Raw genomic sequence first — 17,425 nt, 5'->3', positions numbered from 1 at the left:
AAATAAAAATACCGGTGTTTTTTTAGTTCAATAGTATGATATGATAAGAGTATGTCATCAAAAGGCCTTTCATTCTTAGTACTATTAAGAATGAAAAGGGGATTTTTGATTTGAAGAAAAGAACATGGACGTATGAGGAAATAGAGTTTTTGAAAGATAATGTAGGTCGTATGAAGATCTCTACGATTGCAGGTCACCTCGATAGAACAGAAACGGCGGTTGAGTTAAAAATTAAGAGATTAGGGCTTTCAAACACGAAATCTTTCACTGGCCAGTTAACGATGCATGAATTGGCAACTCTATTAAAAATTGATCCAAAGTCTGTAAAGCTATGGATTGACAACCATGGACTAAAGTACACAAAAAAAGCAACACGAAACACACGAAAGTTTTACTTTATTAAACCCGAAGATTTTTGGGGTTGGGCAAAAAACAACAAAGACCGAATTGATTTCTCGAAGATTGAAAAAAATGCAATCGTTCCTGAACCTAGCTGGGTTGAAGGGGAACGTTCAAAGCAAAAGAGGGTCAATTACCGCTCATGGACAACTGTTGAAATTCATTCCATGATCGAGCTTGTGGCAACGGGTACACCATTTTCTGATATTGGAAAAAGGCTAAACCGTAGTCCAATTAGCATTCAACGTAAATATCAGCGCATGAGTAAAGCTATTAGATAGACAGCATAGATAGACGACCAAACTATACAAAAGGCAAAATTGTTGAAAAACGATGACGCAAAGCCACGGGCCTAAGGAGAATTCTCTATGGCGGCCGGGTTGCTATAGAATGGAAGGGTACCTTTATATGATGACGAAAAAACGGGAGAGTCTAGTAGAAAAACTAGCTTCTCCCGTTTTCTTTTTCAAGATTAATTATCTAGTGATTTTCTATCTATTTCTCTAATGCCGTTCATAATTTGTACTGTAAAACCGACACAAATGAGAATAATACTAATAAGAATAAAATATGCTGCAAACATGAACCTTCACCTCATTAGAGTATTTTTCTATTTCTACCTTCAGTATAGTGGGAACTTATATTGCAGGATGTGATTTGTATCACATAAATGCTTTTTTTTTGATGGTTTTCCTCGGCAAAATTGGAATCAATTCACGTTGTAGTTCTTTTTTAATTGTGATATATTTTTTTAGATACAATTCGTGATAACGGAAGGGAAATTTGCATGAGTTATATAGATGAAGTACAAAAACGAAGAACCTTTGCCATCATCTCACACCCGGACGCCGGGAAAACCACGATGACAGAAAAACTATTGTTTTTTGGAAATGTAATTCGAGAAACGGGTACGGTAAAAGGAAAAAAATCAGGGAAATTCGCCGCATCGGACTGGATGGAAATCGAAAAGCAACGTGGAATCTCCGTAACATCAAGTGTTATGAGTTTTCCATATGAAAACTTCTATGTCAATATTCTGGATACACCAGGGCACGAGGACTTTAGTGAGGACACCTATCGTACGCTAACTGCCGTGGATAGTGTTGTGATGATCATCGATTCCACAAAGGGTGTTGAGCCACAAACGATTAAGCTTTTCAAAGTTTGTCGCATGAGAGGAATTCCGATTTTTACATTCATTAATAAGCTTGACCGTGAAGGTAAGGATCCACTTGAACTTTTAGCTGAAATTGAAGAGGTTCTAGGCATTGAATCCTATCCAATGAACTGGCCAGTGGGTATGGGAAAACGATTTTTAGGGATTGTCGATCGTTTTAACAATCGGTTTGTTCATTTTACTGGTAATGAAGATGAAAAACTCATTCCATTACAGGAGCTTGAGGACGGCAAGCATCCAGCTATTACTGAAAGTCCGGTTTATGACAGTTCACAAGACGAGTTGCTTTTACTAGACGAAGCTGGAAACAATTTTGATGTGGAGCGTGTCGCCAAGGGTGAACTTACTCCTGTATTTTTTGGAAGTGCGCTCGCAAACTTTGGGGTGGAAACATTTTTTAATACGTTTTTACGATTTGCTTCAGAACCGAAGCCACGTAAAACAAATCTTGGTTTAGTCCCACCAGAGGACGAAACGTTCTCAGGGTATATTTTTAAAATCCAAGCCAACATGAATACGAAGCATCGTGACCGGATTGCATTCCTACGTGTCTGCTCTGGAAAGTTTGAACGCGGAATGAGCGTTAACATCACTCGTACAGGTAAATCGATCAAATTGAATCAGACTCAACAGTTTATGGCGGCAAGCCGTGAGACAGTTGATGAGGCATATCCTGGTGATATAATCGGAATCTATGACCCGAACGTGTACCAAATCGGCGATACATTAACGGCTGGTAAAGAAGATATGCATTATCAAGAGTTACCTGTGTTCCCGCCGGAAATGTATCGTAAGGTTCGCGTAAAGAACGTGATGAAGGCGAAGCAATTTAGAAAAGGAATTGAGCAGCTCGTTCAAGAAGGGGCGATTCAATTATTCAGACAAGAGTCAAATGAAGATTTCATTTTGGGTGCAGTTGGTCAACTTCAATATGATGTGTTTGAATATCGTTTAGAGGCAGAATACAATGTTTCAGTTGAATTCACCTCGATTGGAACACGCATCCCAAGATGGATTGCTAATAAGAATGTGGACACACGTCTATTCGATTCAAGAAGTTTACTTGTTCGCGACCGTAACGAGCGCTATGTTGTTTTGTTTGAAAATGATTTTACGTATCGCTATTTCCAGGATAAAAACAAAGACGTCGAACTAATTGACTTATTTGAAAGCAATGACTATAAAGGTGTTTAAAACAAGACGCTCAGAAACTATTCTGGGCGTTTACGATTATTGAAAGGATTAACTATGAACAGAAATTCGTTTCGAAAAATCTTCAATCAAGATGAACCGAATATGAAGGTTATTACAGTGCTGCTACTTGTTTTTAGCATTGTTTCTATTCTCTTGGCGATTGGAATTGGACCTGTTTCTGTTGATCCACGAACAGTTATCAAGATTCTTCTCGCAAAACTTCCATTTCTTACTATTGAAAATAACTGGACACAGGTTGAGTATAATATCGTCTGGGGCTTGCGTCTGCCTAGGGTATTATTAGGGATGATCGTTGGTGCTTCGTTGGCGATTACAGGGGTTGTTATGCAGGCATTGGTTCGTAACCATCTGGCTGATCCTTTCATTCTTGGGGTCTCATCAGGCGCGTCCGCAACGGCGACTTTAGGTATGCTGTTTGGCGCATTTTCAATTTTCGGTACTTATTCACTGTCGATCAGCGCATTCATCGGAGCTGCTGTGACGATCATATTAGTTTACATCCTCTCAAGAGTGAACGGTAGAATAAATGTCACTCATCTTTTACTATCAGGTGTCGCAATCGCCCTCATGATGGATGCTTTGACAAGATTTATTACGCTGAGTGCACCAAATGCATTAGGATTACATAATGCTACCTTTTGGATGTCAGGTAGTTTAGCGGGTGCGAAGTGGGGCTATTTAACCCTTCCATTTATTGTGGCCGTTTTTTGTATGGTCATTTTAATGAGTCAATATCGTGCCCTTAATGCCTTGCTTTTTGGAGATGAAACAGCGGGAACATTGGGCTTTAATGTGTCAAGATTGCATAGAATGCTAATCCTCGTTGCTTCCCTTTTAGCAGGTGTCACAATAGCTGTTAGTGGCTCGATCGGTTTCATTGGGTTGATGGTTCCGCATATCACAAGACTACTCGTTGGATCGGACCATAAGCGTGTTCTTCCTATAAGTGCGCTGCTAGGTGGAATTTTAGTGATTTGGACAGATGTTGCAGCACGAAAAGTAATCGCCCCTGAGGAATTACCAATCGGGATTTTAACAGCATTAGTCGGAGGACCATTTTTTATTTGGTTGTTAAAAACAAAGAAGCAATGAGGTGAAAAATTGAAACTACAGGTAGAGAATATAAACTTTTCACTGAATGAAAAACTGATTATTGAAGATATGAATCTACATGTCTCTGAAGGTGAGTTTGTAGGAATCATTGGGCCTAATGGAAGTGGAAAATCAACCTTAATAAAAAATATTTATCGTGCTCTCAAACCCGATTCGGGTGTTGCTTTTTTAGAAGGAGAAAATATTTTTAAATTGAACCCAAAAAAGGCAGCGAAAAAAATTGGGGTAGTCGGACAGGAAAATGTAGTTCCGTTTGACTTTAAGGTAGAAGAGATCGTTGCTATGGGGAGAAGCCCATACAAAGGTTTTTTTGACGGGGATAGTACAAAAGACAAAGAGATTGTTGCTGATGCCATCAAGCAAATTGGGATGACAGAAATGGAAAAACGAAATTATAGCAATCTCTCAGGTGGGGAAAAGCAACGTGTTCTGCTAGGAAGAGTACTAGCACAGCAAACTGATTTGTTGCTTTTAGATGAGCCAACAAACCACCTTGATATCCAGCATCAGCTGCAAATTTTTGATTTAATTAAAGGGTTGGGGGTTACCGTTTTATCAGCCATTCATGATTTAAATCTAGCTGCTCTTTACTGTGACCGATTATATGTTGTCAAGGATGGAAGAATGTTGATGGCAGGAACTCCTAGAGATGTGTTAACTCCTGAATCGATTTACAAGATTTACGGGGTAAGATCAGATGTGACAATTCATCCGGTTACTAAAAAGGTAGCGATCACTTATTTACCCATGAGTTTACTAGAAGGAGAAAATAAATGAAAAAACTAGTTTTGCTTGTAACTGGGATTCTTATGTTGGTATTAGCAGGATGTGGGGCTGAGAAAGAGGACACAACTTCAAAACAAACCGAGGATTCTCTTACTATTGATAATTATGGTAGGGAAGTAGAAATTACCGAAAAGCCTGCAAAGGTGTTAACTTTAGGACCGAATGCGACCGAATTGTTTATCGCATTAGGACTCTCTGATTATGTGATCGGAAATAGCTTGGACAATCATAGCCGCGGTGCTTTACCAGAATTCGCGGAGGACTATGATAATATCCCTGAGCTCACATACGGTTCTGCTACAAGGGAAGCTGTATTAACAAGTGGAGCCGATTTTATTTACGGTATCGATTGGGAATTTGGAAGTGAAGGTCTGGACCTTGATGAGCTTGAGAGCTATGGAATCAAGGTGTATATGAACAAGGCAACTTCATTGGAAGAAATCTATCAGGAAATCCTCGACCTCGGTAAAATTTTTGAGGTTGAAGATCGGGCGGAAGCATTTGTTGCCGAGCAGAAGAAACGTATTGCTGAAGTGGAGGAAAAGTTGGTCGGTCAGGAACCAGTGGATGTTTTAATATACGACAGTGGTGGAAACGGCGTCTTCACAGCGGGTGGTACGAATTTTGAAACGCTATTGATTGAGCTTGCAGGCGGACGTAATATATTTGACGATATTGCGGACAAACAATGGACCACTGTTAGCTACGAAGAGGTACTCGCTAGGCAGCCTGATGTAATCTTGATTCACGACTATGATGCACCGTCGATTGAGCAAAAAATAAATGACATCAAAAACGACCCTGCCCTTTCACAGCTTGAAAGTGTAAAAAATGAAAACTTTGTCGTCATTACACTAGAGAGCGTATTGCCAGGAAACCGAATGGCGTATGCGGTGGAAACACTTGCAGGAGGGTTCTATCCGGAGTTGTTTAAATAGCAGGGTTAAATGGTGTTTTACTTTAAGAGTTTTGCTATAGTAAAACTATGAAAATGTTGAAAGGACACGAATTTAATGCTATTGAAACTATTACTGGCGCTCATCCTTCCGGGTGTACTCGTCGTTTTCTTTACAAGGGTAACCTATAATTTTTATGTGGGATTATTACTTGCAGTTGCTCTAATCGCTGCGTCCATATATAAAGGATACGCGGATTCCATTTTTATCATCATTGCGGATATCATCTCGCTCGTAGTGGGATTCTTGTATGCGAGAAAGATGGGGGAGAGAGCGGAGAAATAAAAGCTTTCATTGGTTATGTAGGACTCTTGAACTTAGCTGTTGCTCCGGAAAGTCTTCATCGGGGTTATGAAGGACCATTTGCTCTTGGTATTGCTTCGGAAAATCCTTCATCGAGGTGATGAAGGATCATTTGCCTTTGATAACGCTCCGAAGAGTCCTTCATCAGTCTTATGAAGGACTCTTTGCCTGTGGTGTCGCAGCGAAAAGTCCTTCAATTCTCCTCCAATTTCTCAAACTCGGAAACAATCACTGATTTAATCACATCGTTCCCAATTGCCCCATTATGAAAGGTGTTTGAATCCATCCAGTAAAGCTGCCGAAAGCTAACCCCGTTATTTAGCTCAATTTCTAAAAAAGCACGTTTACCTTCGGAATTTCCAGTAAAATGTAAAATATAAGGGTCATCAAGTTCAAGCTGATACCAAGCTTTAATAAATTGTTCCTTTGATGCTTCTGAAAAAGTATGCAGACGACTTCCATCCTCAGTGCTTTCGATATGAATATTCTTTACCAATCCATCGAGTGGGTAAAGCTCCCCGGCTGTTTTTGCTTTCTTATTTTCGTCAACAACATACACATCATCACTCGCAGTTACAATGAAGGAGGCAGGGTATCCTTTTACCTCATAAATTGAAGTTCCTTTAGGCAGATAAGCAGCATCTCCGTTACCCATTACGTGATTACTGCATGCATGCTCATCCATCATGAAAGTAACCTTTCCAAGCTCTTCTCCTTTTTCAATTGAAATCAAGCTTTGTTCATCTGTAGAATCAGGAAAATGATGCTGATACTTTATATCATTAATCATCAGCACTTCAACCCATTCAATAATTTCGCCATTTGGGCAACCTTTAGTTTGACTGGATCCAAATGTGCCAGACTTGTTGTTGCACGAAACTAAAAATCCCAATACGAAAACGAGAATAAGGATTCCACACCTTTTTTTCATATAATACCTCTCAGTTAAAAGTATTTTTCCAAATTATAACATGCTTAAAACCAAAAATACTTAAATAAAAAAACGAATATCAGTTCGTATTTTTGTTTGTTTTATGACAGTTTGTGGTACAATGTTTCTATCGAGAAAAAGTCAGTGAAAATCTACATAAAACGAAATGATGGATTGGAGGATTGCATGTGAAGGATCAATTTGAATTAGTTTCGAAATATTCCCCACAGGGTGACCAACCGGGAGCAATAAAAGAACTTGTGGATGGAATCAAAGCGGGGAAAAAATATCAGACCTTGCTAGGAGCGACTGGTACAGGGAAAACTTTTACGATCTCAAATGTGATTAAAGAAGTGAATCGACCAACCTTGATTATTGCGCATAATAAAACATTGGCTGGACAGCTTTACAGTGAGTTTAAAGAATTCTTTCCAAATAACGCTGTTGAATATTTTGTCAGTTACTATGATTACTTCCAGCCGGAAGCGTATGTACCCTCCTCTGATACATATATCGAAAAAGACTCAAGCGTCAATGATGAAATTGACAAATTACGTCACTCTGCTACATCTTCGCTTTTTGAACGACGTGATGTCATCATCATTGCCAGTGTATCGTGCATTTATGGCTTGGGTTCTCCAGAGGAATATAGGGAACTCGTTGTTTCCCTCCGAACTGGAATGGAAATCGAGCGTAATGAGCTTTTACATAAACTAGTGGATGTTCAATATGAACGAAATGACATCAACTTTCATCGCGGAACCTTCCGTGTCAGAGGGGACGTAGTTGAAATTTTCCCAGCCTCACGTGATGAGCACTGTATTCGCGTCGAGTTTTTTGGTGATGAAATTGACCGAATTCGCGAAGTTGATGCTTTAACGGGTGAGATTCTTGGCGAACGTGAACATGTCGCAATTTTCCCGGCATCCCACTTCGTAACCCGTGATGAAAAAATGCAAATTGCGATTAAAAATATTGAGGCGGAGCTTGAGGAACGGTTAGCAGAGTTCCGTGAAGATGGCCAATTGCTTCAAGCACAAAGACTTGAACAACGGACAAATTATGACCTTGAAATGATGCGTGAAATGGGCTTTTGTTCAGGAATTGAAAACTACTCACGTCATCTAACATTACGACCATCAGGTTCAACACCATATACATTAATGGATTATTTTCCTGAGGATTTACTGATTGTCATCGATGAGTCCCACGTAACCTTACCGCAAATTCGAGGGATGTTTAATGGTGACCAAGCGAGAAAAAAAGTACTGGTCGATCATGGTTTCAGACTTCCTTCCGCAATGGATAACCGTCCATTGCGTTTTGAAGAATTCGAAAAGCATATTAATCAAATCATAAATGTTTCAGCGACTCCTGGACCATACGAAATTGAACATACCGATGAAATGGTTCAACAAATCATTCGTCCAACCGGACTACTTGATCCGATTATTGATGTTCGACCAATTCAAGGTCAAATTGATGATTTATTAGGAGAAATCCAAGACCGCGTGAATAAAAATGAACGTGTTCTGATTACAACCTTAACGAAAAAAATGTCTGAGGATTTAACGGACTATCTGAAGGATATTGGGATTAAGGTGAATTATTTACACTCAGAAATTAAAACTCTTGAACGGATTGAAATTATTCGCGATCTAAGAATGGGTAAATATGATGTCCTTGTTGGAATTAACTTACTCCGTGAAGGATTAGATATTCCAGAGGTTTCACTTGTTGCGATTCTTGATGCAGATAAGGAAGGGTTCCTACGCTCAGAGCGATCACTTATCCAGACGATTGGTCGGGCAGCAAGAAATGCAAATGGTAGAGTCATCATGTATGCGGATAAGATGACAAATTCAATGGAAATCGCGATTAATGAAACGAAACGCCGTCGTGAGATTCAAGAGGAATATAACAATAAGCATGGTATTACCCCACAGACGATCCAAAAAGAAATCCGTGATGTAATCCGTGCCACACAAGCAGCTGAAAGTACTGAAAACTATGAAGCAGCACCTAAGTTAACTGGATTATCGAAGAAGGAACGCGATAAAGTGATAGCTGACATGGAAAAAGAAATGAAAGAAGCAGCAAAAGCACTTAATTTCGAACGGGCAGCTGAATTACGTGATTTAATTTTGGAGTTAAAAGCGGAAGGATGACAGTACCATGGTATTAGATAAAATCGTTGTGAAAGGCGCACGGGCGAATAATTTAAAAAATATAGACATTACGATTCCAAGAGATAAATTGGTTGTGGTTACAGGTCTCTCGGGTTCAGGTAAGTCTTCCCTTGCGTTTGACACTATTTATGCGGAAGGACAACGACGCTATGTCGAGTCCCTCTCTGCATATGCACGTCAATTTTTAGGACAAATGGATAAACCAGATGTCGATTCAATCGAGGGACTTTCCCCTGCGATTTCAATCGACCAAAAAACAACAAGCCGTAACCCAAGATCAACAGTTGGAACGGTTACGGAAATTTATGATTATTTACGTTTATTATATGCGCGCGTAGGTAAACCGATTTGTCCAAATCACGGTATCGAAATTACCTCACAAACCATTGAGCAAATGGTCGACCGAATTTTAGAATATCCTGAACGTACAAAGCTTCAAGTACTTGCTCCTGTTATATCAGGACGCAAGGGAGCTCATGTAAAGGTTTTAGAGGATATTAAGAAACAGGGCTATGTAAGGATTCGCGTAGATGGGGAAATGTTAGAGCTTTCTGATGACATTGAGCTTGAAAAAAATAAAAAGCATTCAATCGAGGTTGTTGTTGACCGTATTGTCGTAAAAGAGGGTGTAACTACAAGACTAGCTGACTCACTTGAAGCAGCACTTCGTCTTGCGGGAGGAAGGGTCATCATTGATGTAATGGGGGAAGAGGAGCTTTTATTTAGTGAACTTCACTCCTGCCCAATCTGTGGCTTTTCGATTGGCGAACTTGAGCCAAGAATGTTCTCCTTCAACAGTCCATTTGGGGCTTGCCCTGATTGTGATGGATTAGGTAGTAAGCTTGAGGTCGATCCTGATCTCGTTATTCCAAATTGGGATTTGTCACTTCGAAAGCATGCGATTGCCCCGTGGGAGCCAACAAGCTCACAATATTATCCGCAGTTGCTTGAAGCGGTTTGCAACCATTTCGGTATCGATATGGATATGCCAGTAAAAGACATCCCGAAGCCTTTAATGGATAAAGTTTTATATGGAAGTGATGGTGAGGAAATCTTTTTCCATTATGAAAACGATTGGGGTCAGGTTCGTGAAAATTATATTCAATTTGAAGGCGTTCTTCGTAATGTAGAGAGACGTTACAAGGAAACAAGCTCTGATTATATTCGGGAGCAAATGGAAAAATACATGGGTGAAAAGCCATGCCCTTCCTGTAAAGGCCATCGTTTGAAAAAGGAAAGCCTTGCAGTTTTGATTTCTGGAAAACATATTTCACATATTACAGATTTTTCAATTAAAGAGTCTTTAGAGTTTTTCTCAGAAATCGAGCTTTCTGAAAAGGATATGCAGATCGCAAACCTTATTTTTAGAGAAATCAAGGAACGACTTGGTTTCCTAGACAATGTGGGACTTGATTATTTGACGCTAAGTCGTGCTGCAGGGACCTTGTCTGGTGGTGAAGCACAGCGGATTCGCCTTGCTACCCAGATTGGTTCACGGTTAACAGGTGTTCTCTATATTTTAGACGAGCCATCGATTGGTCTACACCAACGAGACAATGACCGACTGATAGATACATTAAAAGCCATGAGGGAAATTGGTAACACATTAATTGTGGTAGAGCATGATGAAGATACAATGCTTGCTGCAGATTACTTAATCGACATTGGCCCAGGGGCTGGTACCCATGGAGGAGAAATCATTTCAGCAGGAACTCCAAATGAAGTGATGGAGGATCCAAATTCCTTGACCGGTCAATACCTATCAGGTAAAAGGTTTATTCCACTTCCTGTTGAAAGAAGAGAACCGGATGGCCGTTTTATCGAAGTTGTTGGAGCGAAGGAGAATAACTTAAAGAATGTAACCGTGAAGTTTCCTCTAGGTATGTTCGTTGCCGTTACTGGAGTATCTGGTTCAGGTAAAAGTACATTAGTGAATGAGATTCTTCATAAATCGCTTGCTCAAAAGTTAAACCGTGCAAAAAGCAAGCCAGGTGAACACAAAACCATTAAGGGACTTGAGCATTTAGAAAAGGTTATTGATATCGATCAGTCTCCGATTGGTAGGACACCACGTTCGAATCCAGCGACCTACACAGGGGTGTTTGACGATATTCGCGACTTGTTTGCGAATACAAATGAAGCAAAGGTAAGAGGCTATAAAAAAGGTCGTTTTAGCTTCAATGTGAAGGGTGGCCGCTGTGAAGCTTGCCGTGGAGATGGAATTATTAAAATCGAAATGCACTTCCTTCCAGATGTTTATGTTCCATGTGAGGTTTGTCATGGAAAACGCTATAATCGAGAAACTTTAGAAGTAAAATATAAAGATAAAAACATCTCAGATATATTAGATATGACAGTTGAAGAGGCGGTTTCGTACTTCGAAAACCTCCCTAAAATCAAGCGTAAAATACAAACTCTGTTTGATGTTGGGTTAGGCTATGTCAAATTAGGACAACCAGCTACAACCTTATCCGGTGGAGAAGCGCAACGTGTGAAGCTTGCTTCAGAATTGCATCGCCGATCCAATGGAAAGACGTTTTATATTCTAGATGAACCTACAACTGGACTACATGTGGATGACATCTCAAGATTACTAAAGGTATTGCAACGACTTGTAGAAAGTGGCGATACGGTCCTTGTAATCGAGCATAATATCGATGTGATTAAAACAGCAGATTATATCGTTGACCTTGGACCAGAAGGCGGAGACAAAGGCGGTACCATCGTAGGAACAGGTACACCAGAAGAAATCTCAAAACTTGAAGCCTCCCACACCGGCCACTACCTAAAACCAGTCCTTGAACGCGACCGCCAGCGCATGAAGGAATTGATCAAAGAAAAAGAAACAGTTTAGGAACCAGGGGGACGGTTCTTGTGGTTCGTTGCATGTGAAATCTCGATTTGCTTAACTGCAGATCGGGATTTTTTTAATAAATATTTTGTAAAGAGGGGTTTGTTAATAAACTTCTCATCGGCAAATTATGGTAACCTTAGCATTATATAAATATACTGATAGGTGATATCCATGAAAGAAAGAGCTCAGAAAAAATTATTTAGCCTTTGGTCAGGGGAATTAGCGGCTGCCATTCTATTCCCAATTCTATGGTTGTTTTATATTCCTACATTTAAATGGTCTGATCAGTATTTAACTACTTTTCCGCATATATTTGCTTTCAGCGTATTAGAATTCATCTTATTCCAAGGAAGTTATTATTGGTACTTGAAGTGGAAGCGGGTTAAGGAGGGCAAGCGTTCTTCTTTGACAAACAAACAACTAGAGACTTTTCGAATCTTCAAGTTAATTAATCTTGTATTACTTGTAATTGGTTTACCCATACTTGTCTATCAAGCTACATTTTCAAAAGGTCTTTATTGGTACCTATTCTTATATGGGTTTGCTATTATTGAACATATTAATTATTATCACATTCGCCTTTCCTATATGAGTGTTGAAGAGATAAAAGAATTCATGCATCAAAAAGGCTTTCGTCGGTCAATTCTGGCAAGGGAATTGAGGAAACGATGAAATTAAATTTGTAACTTCACTATCTATCATTTGAACAGGGATATTACTTTTAAAGCAATTTGCTTTGGCCTTACGTCAAGGAATGTAAGGTCTTCTAGACTAATCCAAACTGGAGTATATGAGCCTCTGTTTCGATTATTTACAGAGAACTCATCTCCCATTCCTGTTCCAAATTTGCCATCGATAATTTCTGATAGGAAAAAATATTGTTTTCCACTATATTCGACGGTTCCAATGCATTCATGTAGCTTTACTTTCACCCCTAGTTCTTCATATGTGCATTCTTCAGGGGATTCTCCTATCTCTATCCCACCACCAGGAAATACATAATAAACAAAAGTCATCCTTGAACCTCTTGATAAGACAAATCTTATTGTCTTCTATCAATACAACTGAACCTCTGTCTCTCATTAGAATCCCCCATTACCATTCAACTTCCAAAGTACCAGCTTAAACAGATTTTTTAAAAAAACACCCGGACCACAAGAACCGTCCCTGTGGTCCCTCCCAAGAAATTAGACAACGTTTTTTCTAGTTAATTATGATACTATATAGTTGGTAAGATTCTCCATCTCCCTCTTCTGCTAATTCTATTCTGTTTTCAGTGCCCCCGCCCTTTATTGTTTTTGATTCCAAAAAAATATAAAAATCTGAATAAGAGGTGATGTTTATGCCCTAGGATTGCTAGGAAAAAAAGTGGAACAAATGTCTATCACGTCATTATAAGAGGGATTAATCGTCAAACAATTTTTGAGGAAGAAGAGGATTCATTAAAATTTTTAGAGACCCTTAAAAGGTTAAAAGATAGATGTGGTTTTGAAATTTATGCGTACTGTTTAATGGGAAATCATGTCCATCTAGTTATAAAGGAAGGGGATGAGGAGATTGGAAGTATTATGAGGCGTTTTGGTGCAAGTTTTGTATATTGGTACAACCTAAAATATGAACGAAACGGACATTTGTTTCAAGACAGATTTAAAAGTGAGGTGGTCGAGGACCTATCGTACTTATTAAATGTAATTAGATATGTCCACCAAAATCCTTTAAAAGCAGGAATTGTTGGAGATATTTCAAGTTACTTATGGAGTAGCTATGGTGAATATATAGGGAAGTCTAGAATGATAGATAAGGACTTTATTTTAGGATTGTTTCATACAAATAATAATATAGCGCTAACCCATTTTAAACAGTTTCACATGCAAGAGTCCCAAGAAAATTACCTAGATATCAATGACAAAAAGAAACTTACAGATGAAAAAGCAATTCAAATCATCAAAAATATCTGCGAGGTAGACCACTGCTTAGACCTTCAAAAAATAACAAACCCCAACACACGAGACGAACATATCAAAAGTCTAAAATTAAATGGACTCTCATCCAGACAAATAGCTAGACTTACCGGAATTAGCCGTAAAGTGATTTTGAAAGTATAGGCGGCCAAAGGGTGCCAAGGGGACGGTTCTCTTGGTTCAGATTCCTGGAATTTTTAAAAATCTTCTGTAGGAACCACCGGAACCGTCCCCGTGGTTCCTAAAAGGAGCTCAAAAATGAAAATCACGATTCGAATAATTGAAATTCTGTTGGGAACCATTTTTTTAGGAGCTGGATTAAATGGGTATGTTGTGTTATTTGGATTTGAGCCTTTTGCTCCAACAAGTCCAGCTGCAATGGAGTTTTTGGGAGATGGCTATTTATTGGCCATGGAAAAGGGCGTTGAAATCATTGCAGGATTCCTATTGATCATTCGTAGGTATGTACCATTGGCTTTAGTTGTTTTAGCTGGATTAATCGTCAATATTTTAGCATTTCATATTTTTGTAGATTCTGAACTATTGCCATTAGCTATTTTAATTACAATATTCGAAGGGATTCTAGCTTGGCACTATCGTGAAAACTTTAAAGGACTGCTAGAAAGAAAGTCTAGAAAATGAGAAACAATTTGGGGACCACGGGGACGGTTCTCTCGGTCCCTAACTTACATAATCTTCGCAAAAATAAAAACAAAGGGAACCAACAGAACCGTCCCTCTGGTTCCATCTAAGACTCCAGACTTATTTTTATAAAATGTTGAAACCATTATTGTGTAGGTTCCGTATATAGAGGTATGAAGGGGAGATGTAGAGTGAATACGGATAAATTAATTGCAGCGTTATGTTACTTTAGTATTTTCTTTGCAGGGTTTATTTTACCAATTGTAGTTTATATTCTAGTACAAAATCCAGCAGTTAAGAAGCATGCCTTGCATGCGTTAATCTCACATATTATTCCTGCAGCAACTGTCGTTTTTATCATCATTCCGTTTTTCTTTATATGGTCGGTGGAGATATTTGCAGCAGCCATGGTGCTTGTATTTATCCTGTTAGCCATTATTAACATTGGAATTGTGATTTACAATATTGTAAAAGGAATTCAAGTATTAGCTCACGATGAAATTTAAAGGAGGAATTTACTCATGAAAGAAGAACAAAAACGAATTTTAAAGCTAGTTGAAGAAGGAAAACTTACAGCAGAGGAAGCCATCATTCTGATTGAAAAACTACATTCGGGAGAACAGTCAGGGGACCCTGCCCAAGAAATCAAGACTGAGCTCACGACTCAAGTTCAGTACGAGCAATCGCAACAGCAATACCGGAACACGTATGAAAATAAAGGTTCTGCAAAACACAAATTTATGGACTTTATCGACACTGCTCTGAAAAAAATTAAGGACCTTGATCTCGACTTTAATTTTGGTAACGCAGTTGAAGTGAAACATATATTTCAACACAAGGACGTATATATTACCAAGCTTGACCTTGACGTTTCAAACGGAAGTATCACCATTATTCCATGGGAAGAGCGGGATGTTCGCGTTGAATGTGAAGCAAAAGTATACAATATTGAAAACCAGGAACGAGCGCGAAAAGCATTCTTAGAGGATGTCCTATTCTCAATTGAAAATGGTGCGCTTCGACTATCGATTCAGAAAAAGCAAATGAAGGTTCATGCGAAAATCTATGTTCCGCAGGAAAACTACGAAAGCATTAAGGCGCGCATGTTTAACGGACCTATACTTGGGGATAATTTACGAGTAAAGGAATTCCGTGCAAAAACAGCAAATGGTGCCATTACCATTTCAAACTTCGACACAGATTCAGTAGAAGTAGAAACGGCAAATGGCCACATCAAAGCAAATCAAATCACGAGCAAGGATTTTGAAGCAGAAACAATTAACGGAACAGTAACAGCTACGGGTCTTTTTGAAAAAGTAGATCTCCAAAGCTTTAACGGAAATATTACATGTGACCTTCAAGGAGATGTCTGCCACACTGCATTTGTAAAAACCACAACTGGCGGAATTGATATGTTTGTTGCCAATGACTACCAAGTTGATGGGGAATTAAAATCCAATCTAGGCAATTTTAAGTCTGAGCTTCCAATGATGTCGATCATTGAGGAGAAAAACGAGGTTGTTCAGAAGTCACTTCGCTTTAAGGCAAATGAAGAAAAAGCGCAAAAGCTTCATCTGTTTGCTGAAACGAAAACAGGATCCATTACGATAAAACCACTTTGAGGTGTTGTATATGAAAAAGAAATTATACCGTTCTACCCGAAATAGAATGCTCGGAGGCGTGCTCGGAGGCCTTGCGGATTACACTGGAATCGATGCATCCCTTTTGCGAATTCTTGCGGTAATTGGGTTTATTTTAGGGGTTGGTTCTCTAGGTCTTATTTATCTGGTTTGGTTATTTATTGTGCCGAATGAAGGAGATGTCCATAGATAATGAGATGGCTTGCTAGCATAATTGTCAATAGCATCGTACTCATGGTTGTCGCAGGCTATGTGGACACCTTTCATTTAGAAGGTGTTGGCGCAGCGGTCATTGCAAGTATCATCCTGTCGATTTTAAATGTAATCGTCAAACCCATTCTCATTCTCTTAACCTTACCTGTAACAGTTCTATCATTAGGTTTATTTTTATTCGTCATCAATGCCATTACCTTAATGCTAACACAATCCCTAATGGGCGATACCTTCATCATCGAAGGCTTCGGCACAGCATTACTGGCAGCAGTCATTATATCCATTCTAAACCTACTGATTCAAAAAGTAATCGTCGAGCCACTTCAGGAGAAGAAGAAAAAATAATGTTAAAAAAACAGCGTTGTCCAGAAGGATTACGCTGTTTTTTATCGAAAAAATATAGTCAAAATAGATAAAGGAGTATATAAATGTTTCCGATACTAGAAACCGAACGACTTAGATTAAGAGAAATTGTACATAGTGATGCTCAAGGGATTTTTGACTGTTTTTCAAATCATGATGTAACACGATACTACGGGCAGGATCCTATTACCGAATTAAAACAGGCAGAGCAGTTTGTTAAATTCTTTGCAAAAAACTATAAAGAAAAGCGTGGAATTAGATGGGCGATTGAATTAAAAAATACAGAGGGGTTCATTGGCACAATTGGATTTAATGCCTGGTCTCCTAAGCATAAGCGCGCGGAGATAGGGTATGAACTTCACCCTCAATTCTGGAGAAAAGGCTATATTACCGAGGCTGCTTCAAAAGTGATCTCATATGGATTTAACGAACTTGGTTTAACCCGTATTGGTGCGGTTGTTTTTCTTGAGAACAAAGCATCAAATGATTTATTGGCAAAGCTTGGCTTTGAAAAGGAAGGTATGTTACGAGGCTATATGTACCAGAATGGTGTTGCGCATGATACAATTGTTTACTCATTGTTAATATGAAGTTACTCAAAGACAATTCTCCAAAGTTTTTATACAAACTGTCTCTGAGCCCGCCTCTCGGAGACAAATCCAACTAGTTTTTCAATCAATCTG

Annotated in this window: 18 protein-coding genes and 1 riboswitch; of the genes, 16 read left to right on the top strand and 2 right to left on the bottom strand. The window is 39.1% G+C overall.

Annotated elements, in window-relative coordinates; genetic code table 11:
* The first annotated feature begins 110 nt into the window (after positions 1–110).
* The 6 genes from V7097_RS10745 to V7097_RS10720 all read left to right on the top strand — a co-directional run bounded on the left by V7097_RS10745 (position 111) and on the right by V7097_RS10720 (position 5,931).
* Positions 111–680, top strand: coding sequence for a DNA-binding protein (locus V7097_RS10745; RefSeq protein WP_335703612.1), 570 nt, complete (start codon positions 111–113; stop codon positions 678–680).
* Between the two features lie 22 nt (positions 681–702).
* A riboswitch (cyclic di-GMP riboswitch) is annotated at positions 703–787 on the top strand.
* Between the two features lie 399 nt (positions 788–1,186).
* Positions 1,187–2,770 (top strand): peptide chain release factor 3, encoded by a 1,584-nt coding sequence (locus V7097_RS10740; RefSeq protein ID WP_335703611.1) that lies wholly within the window; start codon positions 1,187–1,189, stop codon positions 2,768–2,770.
* A gap of 54 nt (positions 2,771–2,824) precedes the next feature.
* On the top strand, positions 2,825–3,883 hold the full coding sequence (locus tag V7097_RS10735; RefSeq protein ID WP_335703610.1) for a FecCD family ABC transporter permease: 1,059 nt from the start codon (positions 2,825–2,827) through the stop codon (positions 3,881–3,883).
* A gap of 9 nt (positions 3,884–3,892) precedes the next feature.
* Positions 3,893–4,681, top strand: coding sequence for an ABC transporter ATP-binding protein (locus V7097_RS10730; RefSeq protein WP_335703609.1), 789 nt, complete (start codon positions 3,893–3,895; stop codon positions 4,679–4,681).
* Entirely contained in the window at positions 4,678–5,628 is a 951-nt protein-coding gene (locus tag V7097_RS10725; RefSeq protein ID WP_335703608.1) for an ABC transporter substrate-binding protein, read from the top strand. Before V7097_RS10730 ends, V7097_RS10725 begins: the two co-directional genes overlap by 4 nt.
* A 75-nt stretch (positions 5,629–5,703) precedes the next feature.
* Complete coding sequence (locus V7097_RS10720) at positions 5,704–5,931, top strand: DUF2198 family protein (RefSeq protein ID WP_335703607.1); 228 nt, start codon at positions 5,704–5,706, stop codon at positions 5,929–5,931.
* Between the two features lie 211 nt (positions 5,932–6,142).
* Here the strand turns inward: V7097_RS10720 and V7097_RS10715 are convergent, their stop codons facing one another.
* Positions 6,143–6,880: a hypothetical protein gene (locus V7097_RS10715; protein ID WP_335703606.1), complete on the bottom strand. Its 738-nt coding sequence runs from the start codon at positions 6,878–6,880 to the stop codon at positions 6,143–6,145.
* Positions 6,881–7,068: 188 nt separating this feature from the next.
* On the opposite strand from V7097_RS10715, the gene uvrB reads away from it, so the two are divergent.
* The 3 genes from uvrB to V7097_RS10700 all read left to right on the top strand — a co-directional run bounded on the left by uvrB (position 7,069) and on the right by V7097_RS10700 (position 12,595).
* Positions 7,069–9,048, top strand: a complete 1,980-nt coding sequence (uvrB, locus tag V7097_RS10710; RefSeq protein WP_335703605.1) for an excinuclease ABC subunit UvrB — start codon at positions 7,069–7,071, stop codon at positions 9,046–9,048.
* A gap of 7 nt (positions 9,049–9,055) precedes the next feature.
* Positions 9,056–11,923 (top strand): excinuclease ABC subunit UvrA, encoded by a 2,868-nt coding sequence (uvrA, locus tag V7097_RS10705; RefSeq protein ID WP_335703604.1) that lies wholly within the window; start codon positions 9,056–9,058, stop codon positions 11,921–11,923.
* A 171-nt stretch (positions 11,924–12,094) separates the two neighbouring features.
* On the top strand, positions 12,095–12,595 hold the full coding sequence (locus V7097_RS10700) for a hypothetical protein (protein ID WP_335703603.1): 501 nt from the start codon (positions 12,095–12,097) through the stop codon (positions 12,593–12,595).
* Positions 12,596–12,621: 26 nt separating this feature from the next.
* Here V7097_RS10700 and V7097_RS10695 read toward each other — a convergent pair whose 3' ends face one another.
* Complete coding sequence (locus V7097_RS10695; protein ID WP_335703602.1) at positions 12,622–12,939, bottom strand: NUDIX domain-containing protein; 318 nt, start codon at positions 12,937–12,939, stop codon at positions 12,622–12,624.
* Between the two features lie 336 nt (positions 12,940–13,275).
* Here V7097_RS10695 and V7097_RS10690 point away from each other — a divergent pair, with 336 nt between their 5' ends.
* The 7 genes from V7097_RS10690 (at position 13,276) to V7097_RS10660 (ending at position 17,332) form a co-directional block, all read left to right on the top strand.
* Positions 13,276–14,028, top strand: a complete 753-nt coding sequence (locus V7097_RS10690; RefSeq protein WP_335703833.1) for a transposase — start codon at positions 13,276–13,278, stop codon at positions 14,026–14,028.
* Positions 14,029–14,142: 114 nt separating this feature from the next.
* On the top strand, positions 14,143–14,526 hold the full coding sequence (locus tag V7097_RS10685; protein WP_335703601.1) for a hypothetical protein: 384 nt from the start codon (positions 14,143–14,145) through the stop codon (positions 14,524–14,526).
* A 191-nt stretch (positions 14,527–14,717) separates the two neighbouring features.
* Positions 14,718–15,032, top strand: coding sequence for a DUF4870 domain-containing protein (locus V7097_RS10680; protein ID WP_335703600.1), 315 nt, complete (start codon positions 14,718–14,720; stop codon positions 15,030–15,032).
* Positions 15,033–15,047: 15 nt separating this feature from the next.
* On the top strand, positions 15,048–16,148 hold the full coding sequence (locus V7097_RS10675) for a DUF4097 family beta strand repeat-containing protein (RefSeq protein WP_335703599.1): 1,101 nt from the start codon (positions 15,048–15,050) through the stop codon (positions 16,146–16,148).
* Positions 16,149–16,158: 10 nt separating this feature from the next.
* The gene (locus V7097_RS10670) at positions 16,159–16,359 is read left to right on the top strand and encodes a PspC domain-containing protein (protein ID WP_335703598.1); all 201 of its coding nucleotides are present in this window, start codon (positions 16,159–16,161) and stop codon (positions 16,357–16,359) included.
* Positions 16,359–16,724 (top strand): phage holin family protein, encoded by a 366-nt coding sequence (locus V7097_RS10665; RefSeq protein ID WP_335703597.1) that lies wholly within the window; start codon positions 16,359–16,361, stop codon positions 16,722–16,724. Before V7097_RS10670 ends, V7097_RS10665 begins: the two co-directional genes overlap by 1 nt.
* 83 nt (positions 16,725–16,807) lie before the next feature.
* Positions 16,808–17,332 carry a GNAT family N-acetyltransferase gene (locus V7097_RS10660; RefSeq protein ID WP_335703596.1) on the top strand — a complete coding sequence of 175 codons (525 nt, stop codon included), beginning with the start codon at positions 16,808–16,810 and terminating at the stop codon, positions 17,330–17,332.
* Positions 17,333–17,425: the final 93 nt, after the last annotated feature.

The sequence above is a fragment of the Bacillus sp. JJ1562 genome (assembly GCF_036962705.1).
Classification (GTDB): domain Bacteria; phylum Bacillota; class Bacilli; order Bacillales; family Bacillaceae_L; genus Ferdinandcohnia.
Note: the sequence above shows the minus strand (reverse complement) of the source record. Positions and strands in the feature narration are given on the sequence as shown.

Excerpts from the sequence above, each read along its gene's own strand:
- V7097_RS10695 (WP_335703602.1), bottom strand. The coding sequence starts at position 12,939 with ATGACTTTTGTTTATTATGTATTTCCTGGTGGTGGGATAGAGATAGGA.
- V7097_RS10735 (WP_335703610.1), top strand. The coding sequence starts at position 2,825 with ATGAACAGAAATTCGTTTCGAAAAATCTTCAATCAAGATGAACCGAAT.
- V7097_RS10720 (WP_335703607.1), top strand. The coding sequence starts at position 5,704 with ATGCTATTGAAACTATTACTGGCGCTCATCCTTCCGGGTGTACTCGTC.
- V7097_RS10725 (WP_335703608.1), top strand. The coding sequence starts at position 4,678 with ATGAAAAAACTAGTTTTGCTTGTAACTGGGATTCTTATGTTGGTATTA.
- uvrA (WP_335703604.1), top strand. The coding sequence starts at position 9,056 with ATGGTATTAGATAAAATCGTTGTGAAAGGCGCACGGGCGAATAATTTA.
- V7097_RS10675 (WP_335703599.1), top strand. The coding sequence starts at position 15,048 with ATGAAAGAAGAACAAAAACGAATTTTAAAGCTAGTTGAAGAAGGAAAA.
- V7097_RS10740 (WP_335703611.1), top strand. The coding sequence starts at position 1,187 with ATGAGTTATATAGATGAAGTACAAAAACGAAGAACCTTTGCCATCATC.
- V7097_RS10660 (WP_335703596.1), top strand. The coding sequence starts at position 16,808 with ATGTTTCCGATACTAGAAACCGAACGACTTAGATTAAGAGAAATTGTA.
- V7097_RS10685 (WP_335703601.1), top strand. The coding sequence starts at position 14,143 with ATGAAAATCACGATTCGAATAATTGAAATTCTGTTGGGAACCATTTTT.
- V7097_RS10700 (WP_335703603.1), top strand. The coding sequence starts at position 12,095 with ATGAAAGAAAGAGCTCAGAAAAAATTATTTAGCCTTTGGTCAGGGGAA.
- V7097_RS10715 (WP_335703606.1), bottom strand. The coding sequence starts at position 6,880 with ATGAAAAAAAGGTGTGGAATCCTTATTCTCGTTTTCGTATTGGGATTT.
- V7097_RS10670 (WP_335703598.1), top strand. The coding sequence starts at position 16,159 with ATGAAAAAGAAATTATACCGTTCTACCCGAAATAGAATGCTCGGAGGC.
- V7097_RS10665 (WP_335703597.1), top strand. The coding sequence starts at position 16,359 with ATGAGATGGCTTGCTAGCATAATTGTCAATAGCATCGTACTCATGGTT.